The 24,873-nt window shown below is 43.0% G+C and carries 22 protein-coding genes and 2 pseudogenes; 15 read left to right on the top strand and 9 right to left on the bottom strand.

The features are described from left to right. Positions 1-60: 60 nt before the first annotated feature. Both K6Y31_RS16360 and K6Y31_RS22355 read right to left on the bottom strand, forming a co-directional pair. Positions 61-621, bottom strand: a complete 561-nt coding sequence (locus K6Y31_RS16360) for a DUF6436 domain-containing protein (protein ID WP_233054012.1) — start codon at positions 619-621, stop codon at positions 61-63. Next, positions 605-2,071, bottom strand: coding sequence for a methyl-accepting chemotaxis protein (locus K6Y31_RS22355; protein WP_282560191.1), 1,467 nt, complete (start codon positions 2,069-2,071; stop codon positions 605-607). Before K6Y31_RS22355 ends, K6Y31_RS16360 begins: the two co-directional genes overlap by 17 nt. A gap of 308 nt (positions 2,072-2,379) precedes the next feature. On the opposite strand from K6Y31_RS22355, the gene K6Y31_RS16350 reads away from it, so the two are divergent. The 5 genes from K6Y31_RS16350 to K6Y31_RS16330 all read left to right on the top strand — a co-directional run bounded on the left by K6Y31_RS16350 (position 2,380) and on the right by K6Y31_RS16330 (position 7,022). Next, positions 2,380-3,813 carry a cryptochrome/deoxyribodipyrimidine photo-lyase family protein gene (locus K6Y31_RS16350; RefSeq protein ID WP_233054011.1) on the top strand — a complete coding sequence of 478 codons (1,434 nt, stop codon included), beginning with the start codon at positions 2,380-2,382 and terminating at the stop codon, positions 3,811-3,813. A 20-nt stretch (positions 3,814-3,833) separates the two neighbouring features. Next, positions 3,834-3,986, top strand: a complete 153-nt coding sequence (locus K6Y31_RS16345; RefSeq protein ID WP_233054010.1) for a DUF2256 domain-containing protein — start codon at positions 3,834-3,836, stop codon at positions 3,984-3,986. Positions 3,987-4,062: 76 nt separating this feature from the next. Further along, the gene (locus K6Y31_RS16340; RefSeq protein ID WP_233054009.1) at positions 4,063-4,767 is read left to right on the top strand and encodes an ion transporter; all 705 of its coding nucleotides are present in this window, start codon (positions 4,063-4,065) and stop codon (positions 4,765-4,767) included. 130 nt (positions 4,768-4,897) lie between these two features. Then, on the top strand, positions 4,898-5,509 hold the full coding sequence (locus K6Y31_RS16335; protein WP_233054008.1) for a sugar O-acetyltransferase: 612 nt from the start codon (positions 4,898-4,900) through the stop codon (positions 5,507-5,509). A gap of 208 nt (positions 5,510-5,717) precedes the next feature. Then, entirely contained in the window at positions 5,718-7,022 is a 1,305-nt protein-coding gene (locus K6Y31_RS16330; RefSeq protein WP_233054007.1) for a DUF2314 domain-containing protein, read from the top strand. Positions 7,023-7,662: 640 nt separating this feature from the next. Here the strand turns inward: K6Y31_RS16330 and K6Y31_RS16325 are convergent. Beyond that, the gene (locus tag K6Y31_RS16325) at positions 7,663-8,958 is read right to left on the bottom strand and encodes a glycerophosphodiester phosphodiesterase family protein (RefSeq protein ID WP_233054006.1); all 1,296 of its coding nucleotides are present in this window, start codon (positions 8,956-8,958) and stop codon (positions 7,663-7,665) included. 325 nt (positions 8,959-9,283) lie between these two features. Between K6Y31_RS16325 and K6Y31_RS16320 the strand changes: the two genes are divergently transcribed. The 6 genes from K6Y31_RS16320 (at position 9,284) to K6Y31_RS16295 (ending at position 14,174) form a co-directional block, all read left to right on the top strand. After that, positions 9,284-10,147, top strand: coding sequence for a DUF4129 domain-containing protein (locus K6Y31_RS16320; RefSeq protein ID WP_233054005.1), 864 nt, complete (start codon positions 9,284-9,286; stop codon positions 10,145-10,147). Continuing rightward, a complete protein-coding gene (locus K6Y31_RS16315) occupies positions 10,144-10,713 on the top strand; it encodes a hypothetical protein (protein WP_233054004.1) in 570 nt (189 codons plus the stop codon). Before K6Y31_RS16320 ends, K6Y31_RS16315 begins: the two co-directional genes overlap by 4 nt. 10 nt (positions 10,714-10,723) lie before the next feature. Then, entirely contained in the window at positions 10,724-11,704 is a 981-nt protein-coding gene (locus tag K6Y31_RS16310) for an AAA family ATPase (protein ID WP_233054003.1), read from the top strand. Further along, positions 11,691-13,001, top strand: coding sequence for a DUF58 domain-containing protein (locus K6Y31_RS16305; protein WP_233054002.1), 1,311 nt, complete (start codon positions 11,691-11,693; stop codon positions 12,999-13,001). Before K6Y31_RS16310 ends, K6Y31_RS16305 begins: the two co-directional genes overlap by 14 nt. Continuing rightward, positions 12,998-13,453, top strand: a complete 456-nt coding sequence (locus K6Y31_RS16300) for a hypothetical protein (RefSeq protein ID WP_233054001.1) — start codon at positions 12,998-13,000, stop codon at positions 13,451-13,453. Before K6Y31_RS16305 ends, K6Y31_RS16300 begins: the two co-directional genes overlap by 4 nt. 148 nt (positions 13,454-13,601) lie before the next feature. Further along, positions 13,602-14,174 (top strand): hypothetical protein, encoded by a 573-nt coding sequence (locus tag K6Y31_RS16295; RefSeq protein WP_233054000.1) that lies wholly within the window; start codon positions 13,602-13,604, stop codon positions 14,172-14,174. Positions 14,175-14,279: 105 nt separating this feature from the next. Here K6Y31_RS16295 and K6Y31_RS16290 read toward each other — a convergent pair. Together K6Y31_RS16290 and K6Y31_RS16285 are read right to left on the bottom strand one after the other, a co-directional pair. Further along, positions 14,280-14,841 (bottom strand): annotated as a pseudogene (locus K6Y31_RS16290) (sugar O-acetyltransferase). Positions 14,842-14,889: 48 nt separating this feature from the next. Then, complete coding sequence (locus tag K6Y31_RS16285; protein WP_233053999.1) at positions 14,890-16,044, bottom strand: ATP-binding protein; 1,155 nt, start codon at positions 16,042-16,044, stop codon at positions 14,890-14,892. 169 nt (positions 16,045-16,213) lie between these two features. Here K6Y31_RS16285 and K6Y31_RS22450 point away from each other — a divergent pair. Further along, a pseudogene (locus tag K6Y31_RS22450) lies at positions 16,214-16,320 on the top strand (type II toxin-antitoxin system prevent-host-death family antitoxin); the annotation flags it as partial. Between the two features lie 14 nt (positions 16,321-16,334). Continuing rightward, entirely contained in the window at positions 16,335-16,595 is a 261-nt protein-coding gene (locus K6Y31_RS16275; RefSeq protein WP_233053998.1) for a type II toxin-antitoxin system RelE/ParE family toxin, read from the top strand. 219 nt (positions 16,596-16,814) lie between these two features. On the opposite strand, the gene K6Y31_RS16270 is transcribed toward K6Y31_RS16275, so the two are convergent. The 4 genes from K6Y31_RS16270 to K6Y31_RS16255 all read right to left on the bottom strand — a co-directional run bounded on the left by K6Y31_RS16270 (position 16,815) and on the right by K6Y31_RS16255 (position 23,303). Continuing rightward, positions 16,815-19,787 (bottom strand): hypothetical protein, encoded by a 2,973-nt coding sequence (locus tag K6Y31_RS16270; protein WP_233053997.1) that lies wholly within the window; start codon positions 19,785-19,787, stop codon positions 16,815-16,817. Further along, complete coding sequence (locus K6Y31_RS16265) at positions 19,784-21,064, bottom strand: vWA domain-containing protein (protein WP_233053996.1); 1,281 nt, start codon at positions 21,062-21,064, stop codon at positions 19,784-19,786. Before K6Y31_RS16265 ends, K6Y31_RS16270 begins: the two co-directional genes overlap by 4 nt. A 3-nt stretch (positions 21,065-21,067) precedes the next feature. Then, on the bottom strand, positions 21,068-22,063 hold the full coding sequence (locus K6Y31_RS16260; protein ID WP_233053995.1) for an AAA family ATPase: 996 nt from the start codon (positions 22,061-22,063) through the stop codon (positions 21,068-21,070). Between the two features lie 586 nt (positions 22,064-22,649). Further along, on the bottom strand, positions 22,650-23,303 hold the full coding sequence (locus tag K6Y31_RS16255; RefSeq protein WP_233053994.1) for a nitroreductase family protein: 654 nt from the start codon (positions 23,301-23,303) through the stop codon (positions 22,650-22,652). A gap of 382 nt (positions 23,304-23,685) precedes the next feature. Here K6Y31_RS16255 and K6Y31_RS16250 point away from each other — a divergent pair, with 382 nt between their 5' ends. Continuing rightward, positions 23,686-24,282, top strand: coding sequence for a hypothetical protein (locus tag K6Y31_RS16250; RefSeq protein ID WP_233053993.1), 597 nt, complete (start codon positions 23,686-23,688; stop codon positions 24,280-24,282). A 143-nt stretch (positions 24,283-24,425) separates the two neighbouring features. Continuing rightward, positions 24,426-24,731 (top strand): IS66 family insertion sequence element accessory protein TnpB, encoded by a 306-nt coding sequence (gene tnpB / locus K6Y31_RS16245; RefSeq protein WP_233053992.1) that lies wholly within the window; start codon positions 24,426-24,428, stop codon positions 24,729-24,731. Positions 24,732-24,873: the final 142 nt, after the last annotated feature.

Genomic DNA, 24,873 nt, shown 5'->3' with positions numbered 1-24,873 from the left:
ATGTTACTCATGGATCACTATAGACTAATGGTTCAAATAAGATGGCTTTGTAGTGCTTATCTATGCCTGACAGTAACAGCCTTTGGCCTTATCGATGATCAGCTCAGGATTAAAGCCTTTATTAAAATTATTTATTGCTAGTTCAATAAGACTATTAGAGCTAGAGCAAGCTAAACCTTCCGAATAAGGACCAAAGTAAACCAATTTACCTTCGTTACTCATGACCAACGCGGCGGGCGTCGCTGGCACTAATTCACGTAAAGCTGCCGTCATTGTTAGGTTGATAACTTGATAACCATTGCTTATTGCTTGCTGATTAAGGGTTTGTTTGTGCGCTTGGCTATAAGAATTACAAACGCAACCCTCACTAGTGAAATGGATAATAGTGTTATCCATTGCCAGAGGATCCAGCTGAGCTTGTGCTAATAAAGACATCACAAAACCTTGGCGGTTTTGTTGTAGCTTGCCGTTTGGATCAAACTCAACCAGTCGTGCATTAATAAAATAACTGGCGGCTATTAATGTGCTAATAACCCAAACCACCACAATAACGACATGATGGCGCCTAACGTGGTGCGTTAAAGCCTGTTGGGTTAACGCGGGGTTATTTGAAGCTTTCAATATCATGCTCTAGTGTTTCGGTCGCACGTTTAATGTTATCGGTTTCGATAGAAAGCTGCGCTATCCGCGAGAGGTCGTCTTGGCTGTTGAGTTTCATATTTTCTGTGCTGGTGGCAATACTGGCGGTAGCATCAGATTGCTCATTGACGGCACTGGCTACCGAGTTAGCGATTTCGTTTGCAGAGCTGACTAATTGCGAGGTCTCTTTCATTTGCTCGTTGGCTGAAGCGGCAACGCCAATAACCCCATCAACAATACTAATACAAGCTTGCATCGCTTGCGTTGAGCTTTTTGAATGGGTGTTTAGTTCATTGATTGTTTTGGCAATTTTAGTGGTGCTGTCTTTAGTGCGATTGGCAAGGGCTCTCACTTCATCAGCCACTACCGCAAAACCACGCCCTTGTTCACCGGCTCGTGCAGCTTCGATGGCGGCATTGAGTGCCAGTAAGTTGGTTTGGTCGGCGATACTGGTAATGTCCTCAAGCACGCTGGTGATCACTTCACTGGCCTGTGCTAGCTGTTGAATTTGCTCACTGGTACTACTTAACGCATCGTGTAAATGTTGGTTTTTACTATTTATGTCATTGACGTTATTTTCGGTTAAGCGACTTAACTTGTTGGCTTGGGTCATTTGAGTGCTAAGTTGCCCTGCTTGATTAGCGATCATATTAACCGTGTCGAGCATTTGTTCAACGGACAAGGCAATGCTATCGGTTTCTTGGCGTTTAATATTGGCAGAAGTATTTAACGACTCTTTCAGTTCAGCTAAGGTTGCTGTGTTAACTACTAATTCTTTGGCTTGGGTTTTAACGTCATGTATGAGGGTATTAAGTAGCTCTAGTAATTCGTTAAAACCACGTAGTGTTTTACTTTTCTTGCTATTTACGCGTAATGTTAAGTCAATTGATTGCTTGTTTTGAGTTAGTTGTTTGGTGATAGTTGCAAGCTCAGCGCCAACATAACTATCATCTCTAAGGGTTTTGGCGATATAGCCTGCCACGATTGACTCGACGATGGCGTAAACCGCGTGAATAATTACCGTTGAAAACATCAATCGATCAGGATCGAAAATGTAAACTCCCGCGTTGTTCATTTGTAAAAAATAAAATGAAACGTGATGCACTGCCACCACCGAAACGGCGGTAATAAACACCTTCCAGTCACTGTAAATAATCAAGAATGCCATCAAAATAAATATCTCGAAATGCACCTCAATCAAACCGTTCATTTGATGGATATGTAAACAAGCAAAAATCATCGCCGCCATGGCTGAAACGTGACGGGTCAAGGCACTTGTTGGCGCCGACTTAATAAGATAGAGCGGAACGAAAAGCGCAGGTAAGCCGATAAAAACGACTTCAAGATAGGTCGAGTGCACAAATGACATCGCGACGGATTCAATAAATAGTGCGATAAAAAGAAGTGAAAACATTTTACTTTGGGTTTTCATATTTGTTAACCGTTGCGGAGTGATTATAAATTTTAATACATGATTGCATGTAAATGTAGCGAATGAATAGTCGCTTTGACTAATAAGCAGATAAATTTAGTCATATTTTTACATCGTCTTACAGAAGTAAGGAAAATTGATCACCACTATTCAAGGGCTAACAGTGATAAATTATGTCGCGTAGAGTGAACCAGTTTATTTGCTTGTACGTTAACTTTCTCTATGCCTGACTCAGCAAAGCACAACAAATATTGTAGCTTGAGCAGACCATCTCACATTTTTAGTCACATATTAATTAATGGCAAAACATGAGCATTGCAGTTGTTTGGTTAAAGCGAGATTTACGGTTACAGGATCACCAACCTTTATATGAGGCTGCCGCAACGGGGCTACCTGTATTGTTGTTATATTGCTTTGAGCCGATATTACTCAATGATCCCCATTACTCATCGCGTCATTGGCGTTTTGTACATGAGTCGCTGGTGGACATTCAGCAGCGACTACCTACTCGCGCCTTATATTGTTCACACCTTAATGCTTTGGAAACCTTTGCCTTGTTACAGCAGCGTTTCCAAATAGCCGCGATTTATTCCCACCAAGAAGTTGGCTTAGCCAACACATTTGAGCGCGATAAAGGGGTCGCTAATTGGTGCCAACAACACAATATTAATTGGTTTGAATCACCTTACGCAGCGGTTATTCGTGGTTTGTCGCAGCGACATCATTGGGACAAGCACTGGCAAACGGTGATGCGTTCGACAACGTTTGATGTAGATGTGAATGGTGTTAACTGGTGCGAAGTAGAAGAAGCTCAGCTTATGAATATAGAAGCTAGCAATGAGGGATTTCAGCGAGGAGGTGAAACATCGGCGTGGCAAGTAATGGACGATTTTTATCATCAGCGGGGTAAAGACTATGCCTATTCATTGTCTAGCCCACAACTCAGTCAGCGTCATTGCTCTCGTTTGTCAGCCCATTTAGCATGGGGTAACTTGAGCTTGCGCCAAGTATATCAAACCCTATTAAGCCATTGGCAGCGACCCGGCTGGCGGCGCAGTTTAGTGGCGTTAAGCGCTCGACTGCATTGGCATTGTCATTTCATACAAAAATTTGAAAGCGAATGCCGAATGGAGTTTGAGCCAGTTAATCGTGGTTACTTTGATTTGCCTAGAGCTGAAGGTGAGCAAGCCAAACAATACCTCGTTGCTTGGCAACAAGGCCAAACGGGGATCCCCATGGTTGATGCGTGTATGCGTTGTTTATTAGCAACCGGATACATCAATTTTCGCATGCGCGCCATGCTGGTGAGTTTTTTATGTCATCACCTTGCTGTTGATTGGCGTAGTGGAGTGGCGCATTTAGCCGCACTTTTTTTAGATTTTGAACCGGGTATCCATTACAGCCAATTTCAAATGCAAGCTGGGGTCACTGGGATCAATACTATTCGGATTTATAGTCCAGTAAAGCAAGGGCTTGAAAAAGACCCTGACGGCGAATTTGTTAAAAAATGGTGCCCAGAGTTAGCCGAGTTACCTGCACAAATAGTGCATACTCCTTGGCAAATGACTGATATGGAACAGTTATTCTATGGCGTTAAATTGGGTGTCGATTACCCCGAGCCAATTGTTGATTTAAAAGTCAGTTACAAGGCCGCGCAAGCCCTGTTATGGCAATGGCGCGACAAGCCAAAAGTGAAGCAAGAGGCCAGTCGCTTGTTGCAGCGACATGTTAGGCTAACGTGACCAGGAGCAGTGATAAAGTAATGAAAAAAGCACACTTAGACAGCAAAATTTGCCCCGTATGTCAGCGGCCTTTTACATGGCGTAAGAAATGGCAACGTAATTGGGCCGAGGTTAAATATTGCTCTAAACGTTGCAGTGGCGATCGAAACAAGCAATCCTTGAGCAAAATTTAAATATTTCCATGTCGGTGTTAATTTTGCTTACAATACAAGTTGATCTACCCAGGGATGCAATTAATGAGGAGTCAACTTGATAAAAACGATTAAAAACATGGTTGAGGATAACAATACTGCCATCGGTCGCCGCTTTGAAATTTTCACGCAGATCATGATCGTTCTATCACTGGTCAGCTTTTCTGTTGAAACCTTACCGAATATCAGTGCCGAGTTAAGAACTAATCTCTTTTGGTTTGAAGCTGTTACCGTGTTTATTTTCACCGTCGAGTATATTGCTCGAGTAGCGGTGGCTGACAGTAAAGTAAGGTATATTTTCTCCTTTTTTGGCATGGTTGATTTACTTGCCATTTTACCGTTTTACCTTGCTACCGGATTAGACTTACGTTCTGTTCGTGCCTTCAGATTGTTGCGGTTGGTGCGTATTTTAAAGCTAGTGCGTTATAGCGCAGCATCACAGCGCTTTTACCGTGCCTTTATCATTGCAAAAGAAGAATTAACTTTATTTCTGTTCGCCTCATTGATCATCCTTTATTTAGCTGGGGTTGGGATTTACTATTTTGAAAACCCAGTACAACCCGAGGCTTTTAGCTCCATATTTCATAGCTTATGGTGGGCCGTTGCAACCTTAACTACCGTGGGCTATGGCGACATATACCCGATTACGGTGGGCGGCAAGATTTTCACCTTTTTTATCTTAATTATTGGCTTAGGTGTGGTGTCTATTCCCGCTGGAATGGTTGCTTCGGCCTTGTCTAAAGCCCGAGAAATGGAAGACTAATAACTTAACGATAGAGTCGGTAAATGAAAGTGTAAGTTTTTGAACTCACTCTATTTTACTGGCACTAACGGTTGATTATCTTTTTCATAAGAATAGGATGTAGCATTGCTATAATGAGAGGCGCTAGACAATGAGCCATAAAATATCTGATTTTGAAGTACAGCTTACTATTAACCCTGAGTTGTTTGAATCGCAAACTCAAATGAAAGAGAAGCTTTATGACTTTAACCACGCTCGGCCTTCGCAGCACGCATTAAAAGCCAAGCTACTGGGTGACATTCTTGGTAGTCATAATGGCGCGAATATCGTACCGCCTTTTTACTGCGACATGGGCAAAAATATCCATTTTGCCGAAGGGGGCTTCTTAAACAGTGGGGTAACTATTTTAGATATTGCCCCAGTGTATTTTGGCCGTTATGTGCAAATTGGGCCGAATGTGGTGATCAGCACAGCAGGGCACCCACTTGATATTGCTGAGCGTGTATTGCCTTTGGCATTAGGCAATCCTATTCATATTGGTGACAGTGTTTGGATTGGTGCTGGCTCTGTGGTAGTAGACGGAGTCACCATCGGCGCACGCAGCGTGATTGGCGCTGGCAGTATTGTCACAAAAGACATCCCCGAAGACTGCTTAGCCTTTGGCAACCCATGTAAAGTGATCCGTAAACTTGAACATGGCGAAGTCCCCTCAGAAGCAGAGCTGTATGAAATGTGGAAGCCGATGATAGAGCTAAAATTGTGAAGCTAAACGGCAAGGTAAATCACTATACAACCAGCACACCTTATGTCGGTGGTCACTAGGGTTTGATCGCTATCGGTTGTTGGGACTATGCGAATTCGTAGGTAGCCAAATTCACAGTGTCACTACACACATTTACGAAGTGGCGGCGTAGCAATGGTATGCACAGCCAAGATTGTTTTATTAGGAGTAATAAATAGTGGGCGTCCACATGAAACATGTTTTATCTTTTTTGGTTGTGGTTCTCTCAACCGTTGGAATATCCTTTGCTTCCTCTGTAGAGCCTGATATTAGATATAGAACTATTATTTATTACTACCCAGAAAAGGTTGATATAGACACGTCTTTGTTAGTCGAAAAGTTTAAGCAGTTCGATATGGTAGATGAACTGCCTGAGTCTGCTTCAAAGCCGGTGTTGTCACACAAAATAATAAAAGATTTAAAAGCATCATATCCGGTACCTGATGCAAGTTATCTCGCATATTTTGGAAGAGGGCTTGATAAGGGGCAAGTGACTCGAATAGAAAAATCAAACTTGGCAATCATTATCGATATAGCCTACCCATATAATCTGTCCTTTGCCGGACTAAGAGAAGCAACCAATTCGCTGTATCAATTTTCAGAGTCTTCTGGTGGCGTAATTTGGGACTCTGAAACCAGAGAGTTATTTACCCCACTTGCATGGAAAGAACAACGAATAGATTCGTGGGGTGGCAGTATGCCAAACGTGAGAGACCATACAGTTATTCACGCTTACAAAAACAACGAAGGGGTTAGGGCTATTACTTTAGGAATGGTCAAGTTTGGTTTACCCGATATCGTAGTGAATGATTTCTCTTGGTCGTCAAACCGATCTATGGGTAGTTTAATTAACCTAGTTGCGCAATCTATTGCAGAAGGGGCTTCCCTAACTAAAGATGGCGATCTTGAACTGAATATAGGTAACCTTGTGGAAACTGAATACAAGACGGCGTTGATTCCAACACTCAAAAAGAATGCTGAATCTAAGCTGCTAATTCAGACAGGGGAAGGAAAGTGGGAAGAAGGTGATCCAAACAACTATATTATTGAGCTGTTGTTTCAGAATATCAAAGGTAAGTCGTTGAGTGAAAAGCATGAAAGCTTGTTATCTAGTCTTTTTGGGTCGGAAGACAATATATCATATGTTCAGCATAATTCATTGATAATGGCTGCAAGTCAAAGAGCTAAGGAAAAGCTGAATGGGCTAAGAAGTGATTTTAATGAGGGTTTAGACCCAGGTAAGTTTATACAGGTGAAGGCGCCATTTACTACTCCAGAAGGAGGCACTGAATGGATGTGGGTTGAAGTTTTATCTTGGAAGGATAACGTTATCACAGGCCTTCTTAAAAATGAGCCTTACAGTATACCTAACTTAAAGGGGGGCGCTGAAGTTACTGTAAATCAGACAGATATCTTTGATTATATTATAAACTTTCCCGATGGGACGTCGGAAGGAAACGAAACAGGTGCACTTATAGAGAAGTATCAGAAATAGTAAAAAAACAACAATTACACTTTATCGTTTTGGTTTGACCGTGTTGCTTACATTGCAACTCGACTTTATAGCCAGAGGGTATATTTATAAAAAAGCATAATAGTCGCGTTATTAGCGCTGTAATTTTTTCCATTAGCTGCTGCCGAGAATGTTATTTTTTGCTGACTGGAAAAACTTTTACTAAACGATGTCGAAGATAATCCAAGGTGTAAGGTGTTTTGTGATGAACTACCTATCAGCGAAAGCGTTACGCTAAGGCATATTTATTGCCAAGCTTGTTGCTGGTTTACTATTGAGCAAGGGCAACTGTTTTACCAAAGCGTATAGGGATATATCTATCGCGTTTTCGCAGTAAAAATATACTATTCTGCTTATCCAAAACTCGGGTTTACTTTGGAATTATATTAGTTATGCCATCATGCTTTTTTGGGTTATTGCCTTAAACTTGTGGTTGAAGTGAGTAACATTAAAATTTTGTCACTAAAGGGCTAGCTAGATGGTTCGCCTTTGCTGGTGGGCATAAATTAAGTTACAGGTTGAGCCGAAAGATTTTCGTTTTTGAGCGTGGTAGATAATCTTGCTCAAGGGTGTGAAGGAATAAACGGCTGTTTCCAGCCGTTTAGTATCTAAGTTGTGGTGATTATTTATCCATACAGTTTGCGTAGTAAGTGACTGTCGCTGGCCAGTCAGAGAATACACCTATCACGCCTACTTGTTTTGCTAGCACGTCTAGCACTTCAAAAGTATCGCCTTCGTTATCAATGGCGTTAGCAATTGACTGATGGTACCAACCGCCATTGCCTTGGCTGAGTAGGCCTGAGCGCTCTAACGTCCAAGTAATAATTTTCAGGTCAGCTGCTTTAGCCGCTTTGGCGTATTCCGAAGGGACGATGTTGTTGTTTGCATCCAAAGTTAACAATACCCACAGTGGTGGCGCGATAATTTTAACGCCATCGCTTGCTAGCTCAGTCATTGATGGTGACCAAGTCGCTGCATTTTGTGGGTCAAAGTTAGCTAAATCGTAACGGTCGTCTAAATAAACACCTTGTTGGCCAAACTCTGGCGTATTGGCTATCCAGTATTTAACATCTTCTAAGTTAAATGATTGTGGGTAAACATCAGCAGCGGCAACACCAGCCGCAGTATATTCATTAATCATTTTTTGCGCGTAGTCTTGTTGAGTAAAGCCATCAAACGGCATCGTCACACTGGCAGATTTAAGCTCTGGCGTCATTTTAACGCCAGCGGCTTTAAATAACGCGATACTTTCGGCATGGGTCATCAGCGTACCATTGCCAGAATATAGGTCTGTGCGCCATGATGCGGTACCCGCCATAAATTCTTCAACAGTGGTTGCATTAGGGTTACTGCCGTCCATTTTACCTTTTAAGGTTTTAAACTCAGCTAAGCTAATGTCACTGGTACAACAGGTCGCGGTGGCTTTTACGCCGTTAGCCGGATCGGCTGGGCTAAATGGCACTGAACACTTACTTGCTAATTCAGGAATGGCCAGAATGTTAGTTGTGGTGGCTAAGTCACATTGCGAATGGCGACAAACCAGCTCTTTATCTTTGGTGAAGGTAACGTCACACTCTACTACGCCAGCGCCGGTATCAATCGCTGCTTGGTAAGACTCTTTGGTATGCTCAGGAAACTGTAATGCAGCGCCGCGGTGACCAATGGAAAAATCGCTGCGATAAAATGGGCCAGATGCACATTGTTCTAGCTTAGTTTTCAGTGGGCTTGATTGCATTTCTGATACTAAAAACAGTGGGCGAGGGCCAACAGTAACCGATTTAGCATCGGGTTTAACGGTTTCTTTAATCACTTCTTTTACCGTTGTTTCAACTTTATCGTTGTCATTGCAGGCGCTAAGTAACAACACGCTACTTAATGCACCGACCATTCCCAGTTTACGTTTCCAACTTATCGACATGTTATGGCTCCATTGAATAGATATAATAATTATAAAAAGAATGGTTACACTAAGTGGTTAATGTGACGCATAAAACAAGTATGAATGAAAGTTTTGTGAGCATAAATGAGCTATTTAATTGTAGTAGCTACCCGTGTAGGTCCTTGCCTTGCGCTATTTTTCAAGTTTTTCACGTCAAATTCGTAAATTTCTGCAATTACGCATTTTTGGTCAGATATATTTTGCCTGAAGTATATAATCTAAATTCATTGAGCTAAGCAAGTCTATATACATGATTTTAAAGTGCTATATATCGCTCTTGCGGGTGTAATAAAAGGACTATTCAATGCTAAATCGCGCCACTCGTTTCTACCTGGCGGCTTTTATACTGGCGGCTTTGTTGCTTTCCTGCATCGACAGCATCGCATTGCAAACCCAGGTGCCAGAGTATTATAAAGATGCCTTAAATATTATGCTTGGCAGCCCAATGGGGATCCCTCTCATCGGCTTTATGATTGTGATTGCCGGCGGATGCTTTTTTATCCTGTTTAATGCAGCGCATATTCGACAAATTGTGATTGCTTACGCCATCGGCATGGTACTTTTCTTTGGTTTATTTACCTTGTTTATGAATGCGGTGGAAACAGAGCAAACTGAATACTTACCTGCTGTTGTGACTGAGCAAGAAAGGCCAGTCTCCGATGTGAATGAACAACCATTACCCCTTTGGACAAAGACAGATCCAGAACAACTGCAGCAGCAGATACGCCAATTAATTCAAATAAACCCTTGGATTATTGCGGCTATTTTAGCAGCGTTGTTAGGGTTAATTGCCGCGCCCATGTTGCGAAAAGGGCAAAAGCCCAAACAACCAAGTGAAGATGTCGATACCGAGCCACCACTGGCTACGTTAGCCAAAAACCAAGCACAAATCATGCAAACTAGCCAAGCTGCGGGTAAACAACAGATCATTGAATGCTATCAACAATTATTGCAACTACTTGCAGAGCAATATCAGCTAGTGCGGCAACCTGCGCAAACAGCGCATGAGTTTTACCTGCTTTTGTGTCAAGGAAACTTGCCAGCGCAGCCCCTTTATCAAATCACTTTGCTATTTGAAAAAGCATGTTACAGCCAAGCGCCTTTCGAGCAACAAGATTTGTCACTGGCCATTGGTTATTTAAACCAAATTGCGGAGGCTAAGGCATGAACAACTGCAACGGTTATAAAATTCGCAAAGTATTGATCATTACTTTGATCATGCTGATAGGTCTACTCACACTTGCTTGTTACCCGCCGCTATGGCTTTTGTCATTGTTAACTTGGGCATTGGCGCTGCCAGCGGTGTTTGTTTGGATAGCCTTGCTGTTAATGCTGTTTTTTATCAGCTTACAACGGATCAAAAAAGCCGACTTGGCAGCAGAAGTGTTGATCATCAACTACCAAGCCGCGCCAGTAGCCGATATTCACTTATTACAAAAATTAAGTTACTACTTTGAAGCCGGTAACGAGTCGAAATTACACGGCTATTTAAAGGCCCTGTATTTGAAAAGGTATTGTAATCAACATCAAATCAGCAGCAGAGACGGCTTGAAACAGTTACTACAAGACCAAGCCATCGCCAAAGATTTAAAGCAGGCATTGGCGTTTGCGGTAAAACCAAACTGGCAGCAAACACTGAGCTTTGGCCATTGGCCTATCAATACGCAGCCTTACTTGCGCCATGCTCAGATCATTTTAACGGCTTTGTGTCGCCATCAATCAAATCAATCTTAAGGAAGCAGCGATGAACGAAAATAATATTGGCTTACAACAAATTCCCGAGATCTGTCAGGCGGTATTGGCAGAGGTTGAAAAAGCAATTATCGGTAAAAGACATATTTTAGAACAAGTGCTTGCGGCGTTATTGGCGCAGGGACATGTGTTACTTGAAGATAACCCGGGGGTGGCAAAAACCCAAATAGCGAAGAGCTTTTCTAGGGTGTTGGGGTTAGATTTTAAACGTATTCAATTTACCCCTGATTTACTCCCCGGAGATATTTTAGGTGGCTTTATATTTGATCGCCAAACCAATCAGTTTCAGTTGAAAAAAGGCCCTATTTTTACCTCATTGCTGTTAGCCGATGAAATTAACCGCGCATCACCTAAGGCGCAATCAGCCTTGTTAGAAGCGATGGAAGAAAAGCAAGTGACCTTAGACGGTGAAACCTTGATGCTGCCACAGCCCTTTTTTGTCATGGCGACACAAAATCCGATTGAGTATGAGTCTACCTTTCCGTTACCAGAGGCGCAGTTAGACCGGTTTTTGCTCAAGCTTTCTGTCGGTTACCCGTCGCAAGAGCAAGAAATAGCCATCTTAGCAGCCAGACAACACCGCCATACAGCGCAAGCAAACTTAGATGTGATCACTGAGCGCAGTGAGTTAGTTGCGATGCAAAATGCCATCGAACAAGTGACTGTAAGTGATGTACTGCAAAGCTACATAGTGCAAATTGTTAGGGCAACCCGCAACTTGGCCAATGTGGTGGTTGGCGCTAGTCCCCGAGCCAGTCTCGCGTTGCTCAGTATTAGCCGAGCATGGGCTGCCATGCGGGGGCGTGATTATGTATTACCGGACGACATTAAAGCCATTGCCGTACCATGCTTAGCCCATCGATTAAGTTTATCCCCAGAGTTATGGGGACAAGATCAAGCCGCTGAAAAAATCATTCAAGGCATTATAAATAAACTTGCTGTGCCAATGGAGCCAGGCCATGGAGCAAACTAAATCCTTACAGCTATTATTTGTTATCTTTTTTGTCATGGGCTTGATTACCACCAATGTCACCTTAGTAGCAATGAGCCTATTCCCTTTGGCTTACTTGTTAGCGGCAGCGGCAACACAGCGCCCGGCTAAGTTAAACGTGAGGCGTGATATAGCGACAAGCGACAGCCATTTTACCCTTTCTTATCAAATTGAAAATTTGGCTAGCGGTTTACAGCATATATACCTCAAAGAGGTGATACCTCAGGCCTTAGCGCTCAGTCAACAGGTACAGAATGAACAGGCACTGAATCAACCTAACTGGGCCAGCGTAACCATGACAGCGACGTTAAAACAAAAGGGGGTGTTTAATCATCAACATGAATTAGCGGCAAAAAGAGGGCATTTTGAATTTAGTGACATAGAAATATCCGTCGCAGATTATATTGGCCAAGTTTATCACCGTGAAAATGTACAGGATGCGCAAACGGCGAGCAAAGCCCCCGTGGCACAGTACATGGGGAACATTCCTCTTAAATCGAATAAAACCTTTGGCTTTAACGGTGTCGTGGCAGCGGGTAAAGCGGGCACGGGTGAAGCTTTCTTTGGCTTAACCCAATACCAAGACCACATGCCAAGCAGAGCCATTAATTGGCGCGCCAGTGCGAAACATGAAGAATTGTTGCTAGCCAACGAATATGAACAAGACAGTAATATGAATGTGGGCTTGATTGTTGATGCACGCCAGCATGGCCATTTACATGGCAGCAGTGAGTTAGCTAATGCGCTGGCAACCAGTTTAGACCTAACCTTAACGCTGGGTTTAACCATGGCAAAAAGTTTACTCAACAGTGGCCACCGCCTTGGTTTACTCACCTTAGGCCAGCAAATGGATTATGTTTATCCAAACTTTGGTCGCAGGCAACTGCGCAAAATTGAACAAACATTAACCAAGGTAGAGCCATCAACTGGCAGTAAAATTAACTTATGGGCCCTTGAGCACAAACCGGCGATGTATTTTCCTAACAAGGCGAACATTGTCTTTATTAGTCAATTACAAGCCAGTGATTTGCCGTTACTAAAAGGCCTAAAACGCGCGGGGTATTGTTTAACCGTGATCGTGCCAGATCCGTCTGGTCTAGTCAGTGGCGAGCATCACGAGCATATCAAGGCGTTATATCACTTAGAGCGTCAAAGCGTGCTGGATCCATTTAGGCAACAAGGCTTTTACTTAATTAACTGGCAGATGGAGCAATCGTTTAACGCGTTTTACCATCAAGAGCTACTGCCTGCATTGCGACTACAGAGGAAAATGAAATGATCTATGCCTTAGTATTACAACTTTTCCCCGTGCTTGGTATCGGCGCTATGTATTATCCAACGGGAACCATGGTGTTGATTATTTTGTGCTTGTTTCCTTTTTATCGGCTCCATAAAAATATTTCGGCGACCATTTTTTACCTCACCAGTGTGGCGCTGTGTTTAATCGCAATAAATAATGCGGGGGGGCAAGCTGACTTTTACTTTATTGTGACAGCCTTTTCCGCTGCGCTAGCGGGTTGGCAATTGCGCCAGCAGCAACTAGATCAAGATACGCCAGCATCATTAAGGCGAAAATTTAAACAGTTAATGGGGCTAAGCGTTGTGTTATTGCTGGTGACCAGCTTGCTGCATTCATTACAATTAGGTTTAAACATGGTGTGGGCTGTGCTGTTAGTCGCAATGGCGGTTGGGTTATTTATATTTGCAATTCAGTGTGTTAAAGATAAATAGCTGGCATCTACAATGTCCTTGCGTTGGCTCAATTTGAAGCTTTGCTCAGTTGCTTTATAATAGCCGCGAAAAATAAGGGCATGAAGTGGCCGAGATGGATGACTCGGCGAAGTATGCAAATGCAATAGATAATGGAAAATAAGCCGTAATGAAGTTAGCAAAACGCCAAGCAAGAGCGAAAAGTAAAAAACAAAAATTTAACCAACAAAAAGCACATAAAGCGCAATCTGCCAATAAAGTAGGGCACAAACCTGCGGTACCAAACAGCCAACCAGTGGCTAAAACAACTAAACCCGCAGTTGCTAAGCCTGCAGTAGCTAAACCCGAAATAGCTAAGCCTGCCGAGCCAACGCCGCAACCTCAGGTAAGCGCCGAGCCTACCACTGCATTTGCAGTGAACCACCCAGCAGATGTAGTGAAGGCCGTTGACACAGCGATTAAAGCTGATGATTTAACGCCAACTATCATGGGCAAGCTGCTCAATGTGGGCGCGGCAAAAGTGAATAAACTACTTGAAGATATCGCGTTTCAAGAGGCCAAAGAAACCGGTAAAGCGCGCCAAGCCACCACAGCGGGCGAAGCCTTTCTATCAAAAAGTAAAGCCAGTGGTTTAACTTGGAAGTTTGCCGCTCTTGAGCAAATAGCTTCGAAGCTATCCCTCGAACTGGATCAAGATTTGGTCCGCGAAGATTACCGCACATTTGTGTTAAGCGCAGCCTAATCACCCCATGCGGGAATAACCTGATGTAATAAACCTGAGTCAAATCAGGTTTATTACATTACATGACTACCAAAGATCACACACATTTTTCTTCTATTAAATTATTTATGAGCACTCAATTCTTTTAAGTACGCTTGCTGGGTTCCCACCGATAACAACATTGTCGCCAAAGCTTTTAGTGACAACCGCGCCTGATGCTACAACCACATTATTACCTAATGTGATCCCGGGATTTATCGTAGCATGGCCACCAATCCAGCAGTTATCACCGATAGCGATAGGCTTGGCGTATTCTAAACCGGCGTTTCTTGCTATTGGGTCAATGGGATGTGTGGCGGTATAAATGCCCACTTGAGGCGCGATAAAACAGTTATCGCCAATTGTAACGTCTGCAACATCTAAAATGACGCAGCCAAAATTGGCATAAAAGTTTTCACCAACCCTTATATTCACCCCCGTAATCACAGTTGAATGACGATTCAATATGAATGTTCATACCTGTAGCGCCAAATAATGATTTAATTATTTCAACGCGCTTGTCTGGCTCATTCACACTGGTTTGATTTAGCTTTTCGGTAAGCAAGCGAGCGTGAAGGCGTAAATCAACAAGTTCAGCATCACTGGGATCATAATATTCACCAGCAAGCATTTTCTCTTTTTCTGTCATATTAGACTCAATTACAAGGTGTGATTTTGCGAGTACAGATTAAACCGCTTAAAGGTTTAAGTCTTTCTCGATATAGGTTTTTAGGCCGGCTTTCTCAAAAAACATACCAGCATCATATTCGGTGACCAGTTTCAGTCGTTTCAGTTTGCTAATGGCATTTTGCACTGAGCTTTTCTTAACGGCTTTACCCATGTGCTCAGAGTAAAACTGCATGTCTTGTTGCGAGTATTTGCTACGGGTGCCGTGAAGACGAAGATAAACCAGCTTATCAATTTTACTCAGGCCGGCGGTAATGTAATCCAGCGCGCCATCCACCTCAATTTTCCCCTTAATGATCTTCATTGCCGAGGTCACATCTTGCATGTTGGCGGTCATTTCGGTGAGCAACATGCGCAGCCAAAAAGGGGAATAGTCAAGCGCTTTGAAGGCATCAGACAGCTCGCGCTTAGGACAATTAATACTAAAACGATCGGCTAAAACACCAAGGAAAAAATCAATACACTCAGGCTCAAGGTGAGGGAACTCAACAAGAGATGCGCTGTTATAAAAGGGCATTTCACGCTTTGCGAACTTCTCACCAGTTAATACTTCGGCTTCCTTTTGATTGAACATAGCCGCAACACCACCGCGTGAAGAGCCCGCGTAAATAGCGCATATTTCATCAAAGGTATCAAAATTGGTTCGTAAACAGGCTTGCAGGGGTAAGAATTTCTCGGATGAATTTAAGATCTGCACTTCGTCAATGATAAACAAAGGGCGTTTGTCCATCTCACTGGCTAACCTGATTACTTCCTTGATCTGCTCGCTTATTTGCGATATTTCAGAAGGTGTCACCGCGGTGTGTGATGCCGAAGTATCAACGGTTGCTTTGATCAGGCCTAGGTTGATATCCAGTTTTTTTACCTCTGACGCAAGTAAGTCCTTTATCGATTGCTTCGCGCTCGATTTCATTGAACTGATAAAGCGATCAAGGGTCATAATGATATGCTCTTGCGGGCTTTCTTCATTCTCCCAAATATTGAGATAAATTGGCACAAAGCCAAGCTCAGAGGCTTTTGGCGCAAGATCTTTAAGCAAAAATGCGGTCTTACCGATGCGCCGCACCCCTAACAGCGCAATCCGCGAGATAGGACTTAAGCCAACAGATTTTAGATACCGAGTGGCAAGCTCAGGTCGCTTATAATGCCAATCAACTTGTCTCATCCCCATTCCAGTATTAAAAAGTACAAAAATATTGTACTACTCTATACCAAGCAAATGTTAGCTGCAAATCGAATAGCAATTAAGCGTAGGTTTGTGTCAGTGCCAATGAGCTGCATTTCCTAACAGCGACGACAGTGCAACTATAGTGATACATTTTGCGCTGGAAACAATCAGGAAAGTAGAATTAGTAACAACACTCAAACGACAAGCCACCAAGATCTTATCAGAGCTAGACGCTTCTAAAGAGCAGTGTTGATCACCGAACATGGACAACCCCAGCATTAGAAGATTTGAATGATTTAGCTGAATATATTTCAATAAGTAATCAACTCGCTGCTAAGAGTTTGGTTAAAAACATATTTGATAAAGTCGACCGACTTGAAACATTTCCTGGGTCAGGCAAGACGCCAATAGAGCTAAGCAATCTTAGTTATCGTGAAATATTGGTTAAACCTTGCCGTATTTTTTACAAAATAGAAGCGAATAAAACTTATATTTTGTACATGATGAGACAAGAGCGAGCTTTACGTAAACTCTTACTGATTAGTTAATTATACTGCTCCTTTGGCTTATGTAGCATAAAGTTAATGCCAGTGCGTCGTTTGGTTGCAATTATACTGAAAGAGCAAAATAATAGGCGTTAGATAAAGGACCTCTGTCGTTGCTTATGGGGGCACAGTAATGCTTTTCACAATCAGGGGTTGCGATAGTTGAGTTAGATACAATGCAGCGCAGAACAGGCCAGCACATGCTGGCCTCTTTGCGTTAAGTTAAGACACGGGCTCTTTAACTTCTATTTCAAGTAACGCAAGTAGCTCAGCGAAGCTGTGTGGGTAGTATAAAGGAGTGAACATATTCCCTGGAAAGTCTGTATCATGTCCATATAAATAAGCTTTATCGGAAAATCGCTCTCTGTTAATGGGCTTAACGGAATGATGAGCCGTATTTGTTATTTCAACCAGCCCCTTTTCCAGTAGTTTTTTATTGAAATTCTTAACAGACATCTTTAAGCCAAACAGCTTTAGTAAGTTCGGTAGAGTCATTATGATCTTGTGACTTTTAATTCCTCTTAATTCGAGGGCTTGGGCGACACGCTCACGAACAGTCCCCCTGCTAGTGTAGTGATAAGCTTTGCATAAAGCCCAGGTAGGTAGGCAATTTAGATCAAGATGCTCAGAACTTGCCAAGTGATAAACGATAAGTTCATTATCATGGCAAAGACGCAAAATCTGATCATCATCTAACCTTTGATAACACGCGATGTTTTTTCGTACTTGTTTATCCTTACTGTTGATTAACTGATTCACGTGAAGGGGATTCAGGTGCTTATTACTAGCCAAACTTGGATAGTGTATATTGATATCCCCGCGCTGAGCGGCAAAGAAGGCTCTATCAAGAAACTCGCTGCAGTTTGATTTTGCCAAGATAACCTTGTCCAAATCACTGGCACCATTGATGAACTGAGAGGCTAACAGAACACCATCATCGATGACTTTAGCAGCCTCGACGCGTAGGCGTTCAGCGCGGTTATCATCAACGAATATGTCCTTGAGTACCCGTTGCAAGCGTTCACTTTCAGACTTAGACAGCGTAAATTCTTTCAACTGTCTAAGGGCATATAGCGTGACCAAATCATCTTTATCGGCTACGAGCAATAGGAGTAGCTCGGGTGAAACATGCTTGTTGTTGGTGACTTGTTCTCGAACATCTCGGGTTTTATCGGATGCAAGAATAGTCAGTAGTGCCAAATCTGACGTTTCCTTTGCAAGCTCTACCCGTTCTGGTTTGTTACCTAGGCTGTTCTGGCGTGGTTTTTTCTTTATTGGAGTTGAAATGTTCACATTAAGCTTGCGCTTTTTCGCAAGTTTTAATGCGTGAGTTTTCACTGAACTATCATTGTGTTCAAGCAATTCTTTCAACGAATCATTATCAATATATTCCGATTTGATCAGACTCTTAAGGGTTGTTGCATTGCCTATGGTTGCTAACATCCGATACTCATAGAATGAATACTTCCTAGCTGACGTGGCAACAAAACGTCGTAGCGTTTCATCATCCGCTGAGATAGCCAAGTGGCGCACTTTATTTGGGTTTAACCTTGGTACTGATATACACCTGCGAATATCACGTTCATCGGTTAAGTTCTCAAGTACCCATTCGTATACAAAACTGTAGCCTTCACCTGTCATCAGTAAGTTTTCAATTTTTCCAGTGCTGTATTGTTCGGCTTGCGCACTTTCAGGATCTTCTTGTAGCTTAAGCACATATTTTGTATTGAGCTTAGTGTCTTGCGGAAAATACGCTGCGAGTCGAATAATGAAGTTGATTGGACAGCGAGCGTGGCGGGCCATCAATCGAGAAAACACAATGCCATGCGGGTTTGTTTTGCCTTGGATTTTAACCACATCCTTACTTGAGGTGTCAGGGTCGAGCAACATTTTTAGATGTTTTTGCCAAAGTACTTTTTTGCCACGCTGGTTGAGGATAATGTCAAGGACTTCATGGTTATCAATAAAGGTGTTGGCAATTCCACACCAAATAACTTCATCCTTACTTTTAACGATCAGCGTTTCTGCCTGAGCTGCGCTAAGGTTTGGGTTATCACTTAACGCAAACCAGAGATCTTTGTTGTCCGTTGCTATCAATGCATCGATTTGTGCAGCATCTTGCGTATGCAGTGCAATACCTATTTTGGCCCAGTTAGGCAAATCCTCTCGTTGCCCAGCAGCGTTAAACACCTCTTGTGTTGCAGACTTGTGTAGAGTGGCTGCACAGCACCAGAGCGGCTTAGCGGTTGTGGCTATTTCTAATAATGCTTGCGTGGATACTGCTTCAATTCGCAGTAAATCAAGCAGTGCTTTGTCATCCAGCTTGTTATTAAGAGCTGTAGTGGTTAGAGCCTGATTCAGCTCACTCAGGCGTTCCTTAGAAAGCTTTTTTTTAGCCATCTCAGCTATTTTGGCGTTTAAATCTTGTGCCAGTTGAAGCAACACCGTTTCGTCAGCCCATTTGTTTTCTAACAATCGCTTTTTAACTTTTACAGAGTGATGAGATGCTAGAAAGTGTTGGATTTCAAGGGTCAGGTCATCTCTTTGTGCAACAAACTCAAGTTCGGTGACCTTCATTGCCGCTAATCTATTAGCGAGAGCTTGGATAGGTTGAAAAGCGGCAAGGGTGATGGGGGTTTTAGCCTCATCGGCAAAGGCGTCGAAAATGAATTGAGGAGTTAATGCAAACAAATTACGCATCAGGCCCTGTCGGTATTCTTGATATCGATTACGGTTAGCGCAAAGCACTAGGATTTCATCAAAGTGGTCTTTGTCGTAAGTGTAGTGGTTCAGAATATAGCGTCTTTCTTGTTGAAACAAACCAGAATAGATAAACATCGCTAGCTCTTTATGGGCGAGCGAACTTTTAGTCGCTTCCCATTCTTTTTTACCATCTGGATCTAACATGCCAAGCTGGATCAGCGCCAGTGCAGGGGAGTCGACTATCCACTCAGGTTTAAACCGTTGCGCTATGGCGATCAATCTTGGTGGGCAATTAGGGTGCTGAAAAATAGACTGACATACCTTATCATCATTATCCAACCGGTGATGGAATACCCCATTTAAGAACCAGGCTTGGGTATTTTCTGACGCAACAAAGTTATCTATTTCCTCACGGCTGGCAGCGATTAACTCAGGGAGCCACTGGGTTTTAGGTGGGCATGTTTCAGCCTGGTATATCTCATTTAGTGTCATACAGATGTCTCCTTAAGTCTTACGATGATGCCAAATGGCACATTGCTATCATCACAACCATCTTCGGTAATTAGCCAGAGGACCGGGATTGAGGGGGCTTGAGCCGGGTAATCCCCAAAGCCGTCAGTGAAATAAATTACGGCTTGAGGTGCATCAGTAAATCGATTCTTCTGCTTTAACGCATTGAAGTAAGGTGCAAAGCTTGTTCCCCCCCAGCCAATAGGCATCTGCAATTCAGACACCTTCTCAGGCATCTCGAAGGGGCCATATAATTCATCGTCTGCGTAATACACCTTAATATTTACCAGCGGGTGGCAGCGTTTTATAGCAATCATTTCGCTGACAAAACTTGATAGCTCACGTTTTGAGATTGAACCACTGGTATCAATGATCACATCAATACTAAGAGATTCAGCCTGTAATGTTTCTGTGTAATACCCACAATAGATAAAGCGGTTATCAAACTCGGTATAGTCAGACAGAGTGGGGGTTGCATATTTCCAAAGCATTTGCCGCCAGTCGAGCTGTGTTTTGCAACTGAGCTCAACTTCTCGAGCCAAGCTATCGGAATGATTGCCGTAGTGAGGATCGGGATGCAGTTGAGTGGCTTTAGTCGCCGCGCTGCGCCAATAGGTATTCGCCAATTCGGTCTCTTCACTAGGAAGAGTGCTGAAATCAGCATGGATTTCATATAGCTTTATAAGCTGTTCAATTGCTTGCGTTTCGCCTATACCTTGAAGGTGTTCAGGTGCGTTGATCTGTTCAGTCGAGATGTCGTCTTTAGGCTTTCCATCTGAGCTACTGTTTTGTGCATGAAAACTCGACTGGACTGCCAAGGCATTTAAGTGAGCAGCTGTTTTGACTACTTCTTTTTGCAGTGAAGCATATATTCGCTCAACAGAGTGTCCTTTAAAGCGGTGGTCCCAGGCTGTCATCGGGGCTATAGGCCAGTCTGTGGTATCGCTGATAATTTGATTCACTGATATATCGGCAGCGATATTCCACAGTGGTTGGTTGCGTCCTTCACCTCGTTTAATGTGCTGCAAGGCAAGATGTAACACCTGATGTAGCATGTAACTAAACTGTTGTTGCTCGCTAAACTGTTGTAGAAATGCCGGCGATATGACCAGCTTTTTATGCTGTGTTTGAGCGTGAGTAATGTTGTCATTGAGCTCAAAGGTTGCGAACATCGCTAACGTTGAAAAAAAAGGGTTCTGCATTTTGAGCTTGAGCAAAAACTTACTCCATAGCTTCGCAGAGTCATTTGTTGCATTCATTTGCTAGGACACCAGTGAGACAAAGTCAGCAAGGAAGCGTTTGGCTGAGTTGTCCGCCACTATTTTGCTGGCAAACCCTTGATACTGTTGCAATGCTCGAAGGCGCGGGAAAAGGTCACTAGCGAAAAGATGAACCCATTCTTCATTGGCGTTAGTAATTAACCATTGAAATGCGGCTACGGCCTGTTCAGTATTTTGGAACCGTGATACCAATGCGGCAATGGTGGCATATCTTATGGACGGGTCGGGAGGGAAGGCCTCGGATGTTTTACCCTCAAGAATAGCGTCAATATTTGGTAGATGGTCACGAAGTTGTACAAAGGCACGGTATTCTTCAGCAGGGCCTAGACCCACAGCTGATTCAATAGATAGCCCAGCGCGAACCAGATTGGATGCCATTTCCCAGGTGCGAGGAGAAGGCCAAGCTGGGTCTGATGGGTGCATTTTGTGTAGCAGATCAGGACGGTATGTCAGAAAACCTATGATGGTTTCGCAAACATTATTAGCAAAAGCAAATTGTTTAAAATCGGCAAGTGAGGGGGCCACTTCTAAATGTAAAAAGCGGTTTGCCAATGGCCCGGGCATCTCATATACCGCGGCGCGATCGGTGTTTCGGTTACCTGCTGCCCAAACCAGCCAGCCTTCAGGTAAGACATAATCGCCTACTTTTCTATCTAGGATAAGCTGTTGTGCCACGCCTTGCAGTGCAGGCGGAGCCATATTGAGCTCGTCCATAAACAATACACCGCGTCCCTCTGTCGGTAGAAATGCCGGAGGGTTCCAATGAGTCACCCCATTTACGGGTGAGGGTAAACCTCGCAGGTCACTGGGCATCAGCTGACTCAAGCGCACATCAACAAAGCCTATTTGGTTCGTTTTGCAAAGTTGAGAAACGATAGACGATTTGCCTACGCCCGGTGGGCCCCAAATCATCACGGCATGTTTTACGTCATTTTCAACAATGGATTCAAGGAAGGTAACTAGTTCAGATGGTGACATTAAATAACCTTTTTTAAAAAGCTGACTGCTTATGTTGCTATATATGCAATAAAGAGTGATCTAGAACTATAGACATTTAATCTTTTTGTCATAGAGAGAAATGGCACCTCTGTGCGGTTTGTCATTATATTTATTTGATGTAATGGTGTGCCACGAAACTGAAGTGGGTATTTTAGACTTGCCCAATTTTGCTTTTTGAGGGGTGCTGAGTCTTGTATCATGTGTATTGATATACACAAAAGAATTTTGTTGAATAAGAAGTCGTTTATTATCTGGTGCTTGGCAATTTTTTTATCTAGTGTTTCATATCCTTTTGCAAGGGGATTGTTGGTTGAGCTTTTTCCGACAGTTTATGAAATTGTGCTATCAATGATCTATTTTGGTGTAATTCTATTATCTTTAGATCGTTTTAGGCCAAGGTATAAAATTGAGTATGCTCTGATTGAAAACTAGAACGCGTAACTTGTGAAGCAAGGGATGGGTCCGGGTTAATAGAGCAAAGAGGTGATGCCTCCCTTCTTTGCCCTAAGCCTGCTAGAGCAGGCTTAAGGTGGACCATCAAATCGCGTTGATCATATCCCCCAGCTTAAATGATTTTTATCACGTCTTTGGCGGCTAAACGAGATTTTGGCAGCTTCGCGTTGTAGTCTTCCTCTGGGTGGTGGTAACCCATGGCTAACGCGACATCACAAACATAACCGGCTAACTCGTCTTTAAATATTTCGCCAATTAATTCGCTATCAACACCTTCCATACAGGTAGAGTCAATGCCTAAGCGTGCGAGGGTGTGCAATGTATTTCCTAGGGCCAAGTAAACTTGTGCCTTGGTCCAAGGCGCCGTGTTGCCATTTTCATCGGTATTTAAGGTGGCAAAGGCAAAACTGCCAAAGGCTTTTTCTCTGTCTTCGGGTTTGGTTCGGCCATCTTTGATGCCCTGATCTACCACTTTGGCGTAATCGTCACGGTTGTATTTAGGATTATGAGCAAACAATACAATGTGCGATGCAGCCATGATATGGGGTTGATTAAATTGAAACTTATTGGCAAATGTGTCGTGCAAGCGCTGTTTAGCGGCATCACTTTCAATGACGATAAACTTCCAAGGTTGTGAGTTAATCGAAGACGACGACAAGCGCATGGCTTCATAGATGACCTCAAGATCACTTGGTGGGATGCGTTTAGTGGGATCATAGCGTTTTGAAGTATAACGCTTATTTAAATCAACAAGGATAGGGTGCATATTTTTAATCCATCTAATAAAGGCTTCTGCGTTCTAACGCGACCAATTGCCGATGGCGATAGTGGTAGTAGTACCATGCGGCATACTGGCATCATCTTCAACTTGCCATGTGCTGTCAAATAAATGCTTGCTGTACAGCCATCCATACGCCATCAACAAACCATATCTATTGGTCAGATGTTTTATCTCAAACCATTATCGCAACGACATAAATATAGCCGCAGATAGCCCTCAGATTATTACTCCCGCGGTTTAGTAATCCGTTCCTTGGGTCGAAGTGACCCTTGTGGCTTCATGTAAATTATTTGTCAAAGAAAATGCTTGCGATGGGTTTGCCGTTAACGTCTAATAATCAGTAGGTTATAAAAGCTAAGGTGTATTAATGAATAAATTGCTGTTACTTGCCTTCTTTGTTTCTAGTTTCGCTTTCTCTGAAGAGCTGCACCATTGTGAAGATGAGGCTGGAAATATGACGACACAAGAAAGTGCCTGTAGCCCATCAATTGAACCAAGCACATCACCTCAAATACGAGAGGGCTCAATATCTAAATACTCCATCTGGGTTGAACCTAATTATGTCGATACACATTATTCGGCTTTGCTACAAAGCCAACAAGTAACACGAGGGGATAAGAAATATTACCAATACATCTCTTTTGGCTGGATACCTTATATAGTGAAAGCAGAGGTGACGGATGTTTTTAAGGGCGACCTCAAAAAAGGTGAAGTGATAGAAATATTAATCTATGTGTCATCTATGAGTAAGTTTCAGAAAGATATAATCAAAGGCGAGTTTATCTTAAGCTTTTGTAAATCCAAGGGCGGGGTCTATTTTAATAGTCGAGACTTCCTCATTCAGGAACCAACCCTAGGAAATGTCACTAAATTTATAGATGTTAGAACGAATGGCACAGACTATAAAGCGTCAGAGGATTGTCAGGGATATCACCGCTCTTTGAATCCGGACAATCACAATTAGATTGAGCGCTATAGGGCTTTATGTCTGGGTGGCTATCGGGTTGATAACTCGGTTTTGCCCAAAATGAATTTGGGCTGTTCATTGGGGAGACGCATGGTGGGTGGTGTAGGGGTGAGGGCTCCCAGCTACCCGATTACAAGAATTTGACCAGAACAACTTTCAGTGGCGAGCTTTATGCGTTCACCAACAAGCAGCGCAACAAAATCAAATGTGTGTTCTGGGAAGATAATGGCTTTGTGCTCTATTACAAAGCCTTGGCCGAGGATAAATTTAAGTGGCCAAAATGCCCTGATGAGCTGGTGACGTTAACGGGGCAACAGCTGAATTGGTTTCTCGATGGCTATGATATTAACCTGATGAAACCCCATAAAAAATTGCAATTTAGTCGGTTTTTAGCGACTAAAACAGCCTGTCTTGATACAACAAGCCCACTTGAAATAATGCGTTAAAGGCTATTGGTATCGTTACTTCTTCGCTAAAAACTTTTCACGAAACAGGGGAGAACAAGCTTTAGCAAATGGTTTGTATTCATGAAAACAAAGGGTTGAGTCGTGTTTGGTGATGAGCATGTCAGGTGTGTAGGGAAGCTCT

The sequence above is a fragment of the Motilimonas cestriensis genome (genome assembly GCF_021295315.1).
In the GTDB taxonomy this organism is placed as follows: domain Bacteria; phylum Pseudomonadota; class Gammaproteobacteria; order Enterobacterales; family CBDFNC01; genus Motilimonas; species Motilimonas cestriensis.
This window is presented reverse-complemented; position numbering and strand designations above follow the sequence as displayed.

What these genes read in the sequence shown, in the direction of transcription:
- K6Y31_RS16300 (WP_233054001.1), top strand. Translation starts at nt 12,998, where the DNA reads ATGATCTATGCCTTAGTATTACAACTTTTCCCCGTGCTTGGTATCGGC.
- K6Y31_RS16260 (WP_233053995.1), bottom strand. Translation starts at nt 22,063, where the DNA reads ATGTCACCATCTGAACTAGTTACCTTCCTTGAATCCATTGTTGAAAAT.
- K6Y31_RS16315 (WP_233054004.1), top strand. Translation starts at nt 10,144, where the DNA reads ATGAACAACTGCAACGGTTATAAAATTCGCAAAGTATTGATCATTACT.
- K6Y31_RS16345 (WP_233054010.1), top strand. Translation starts at nt 3,834, where the DNA reads ATGAAAAAAGCACACTTAGACAGCAAAATTTGCCCCGTATGTCAGCGG.
- K6Y31_RS16270 (WP_233053997.1), bottom strand. Translation starts at nt 19,787, where the DNA reads ATGACACTAAATGAGATATACCAGGCTGAAACATGCCCACCTAAAACC.
- K6Y31_RS16325 (WP_233054006.1), bottom strand. Translation starts at nt 8,958, where the DNA reads ATGTCGATAAGTTGGAAACGTAAACTGGGAATGGTCGGTGCATTAAGT.
- K6Y31_RS16330 (WP_233054007.1), top strand. Translation starts at nt 5,718, where the DNA reads ATGAAACATGTTTTATCTTTTTTGGTTGTGGTTCTCTCAACCGTTGGA.
- K6Y31_RS16305 (WP_233054002.1), top strand. Translation starts at nt 11,691, where the DNA reads ATGGAGCAAACTAAATCCTTACAGCTATTATTTGTTATCTTTTTTGTC.
- K6Y31_RS16335 (WP_233054008.1), top strand. Translation starts at nt 4,898, where the DNA reads ATGAGCCATAAAATATCTGATTTTGAAGTACAGCTTACTATTAACCCT.
- K6Y31_RS16310 (WP_233054003.1), top strand. Translation starts at nt 10,724, where the DNA reads ATGAACGAAAATAATATTGGCTTACAACAAATTCCCGAGATCTGTCAG.
- K6Y31_RS16255 (WP_233053994.1), bottom strand. Translation starts at nt 23,303, where the DNA reads ATGCACCCTATCCTTGTTGATTTAAATAAGCGTTATACTTCAAAACGC.
- K6Y31_RS16320 (WP_233054005.1), top strand. Translation starts at nt 9,284, where the DNA reads ATGCTAAATCGCGCCACTCGTTTCTACCTGGCGGCTTTTATACTGGCG.
- K6Y31_RS22355 (WP_282560191.1), bottom strand. Translation starts at nt 2,071, where the DNA reads ATGAAAACCCAAAGTAAAATGTTTTCACTTCTTTTTATCGCACTATTT.
- K6Y31_RS16350 (WP_233054011.1), top strand. Translation starts at nt 2,380, where the DNA reads ATGAGCATTGCAGTTGTTTGGTTAAAGCGAGATTTACGGTTACAGGAT.
- K6Y31_RS16265 (WP_233053996.1), bottom strand. Translation starts at nt 21,064, where the DNA reads ATGAATGCAACAAATGACTCTGCGAAGCTATGGAGTAAGTTTTTGCTC.
- K6Y31_RS16250 (WP_233053993.1), top strand. Translation starts at nt 23,686, where the DNA reads ATGAATAAATTGCTGTTACTTGCCTTCTTTGTTTCTAGTTTCGCTTTC.
- K6Y31_RS16295 (WP_233054000.1), top strand. Translation starts at nt 13,602, where the DNA reads ATGAAGTTAGCAAAACGCCAAGCAAGAGCGAAAAGTAAAAAACAAAAA.
- K6Y31_RS16285 (WP_233053999.1), bottom strand. Translation starts at nt 16,044, where the DNA reads ATGAGACAAGTTGATTGGCATTATAAGCGACCTGAGCTTGCCACTCGG.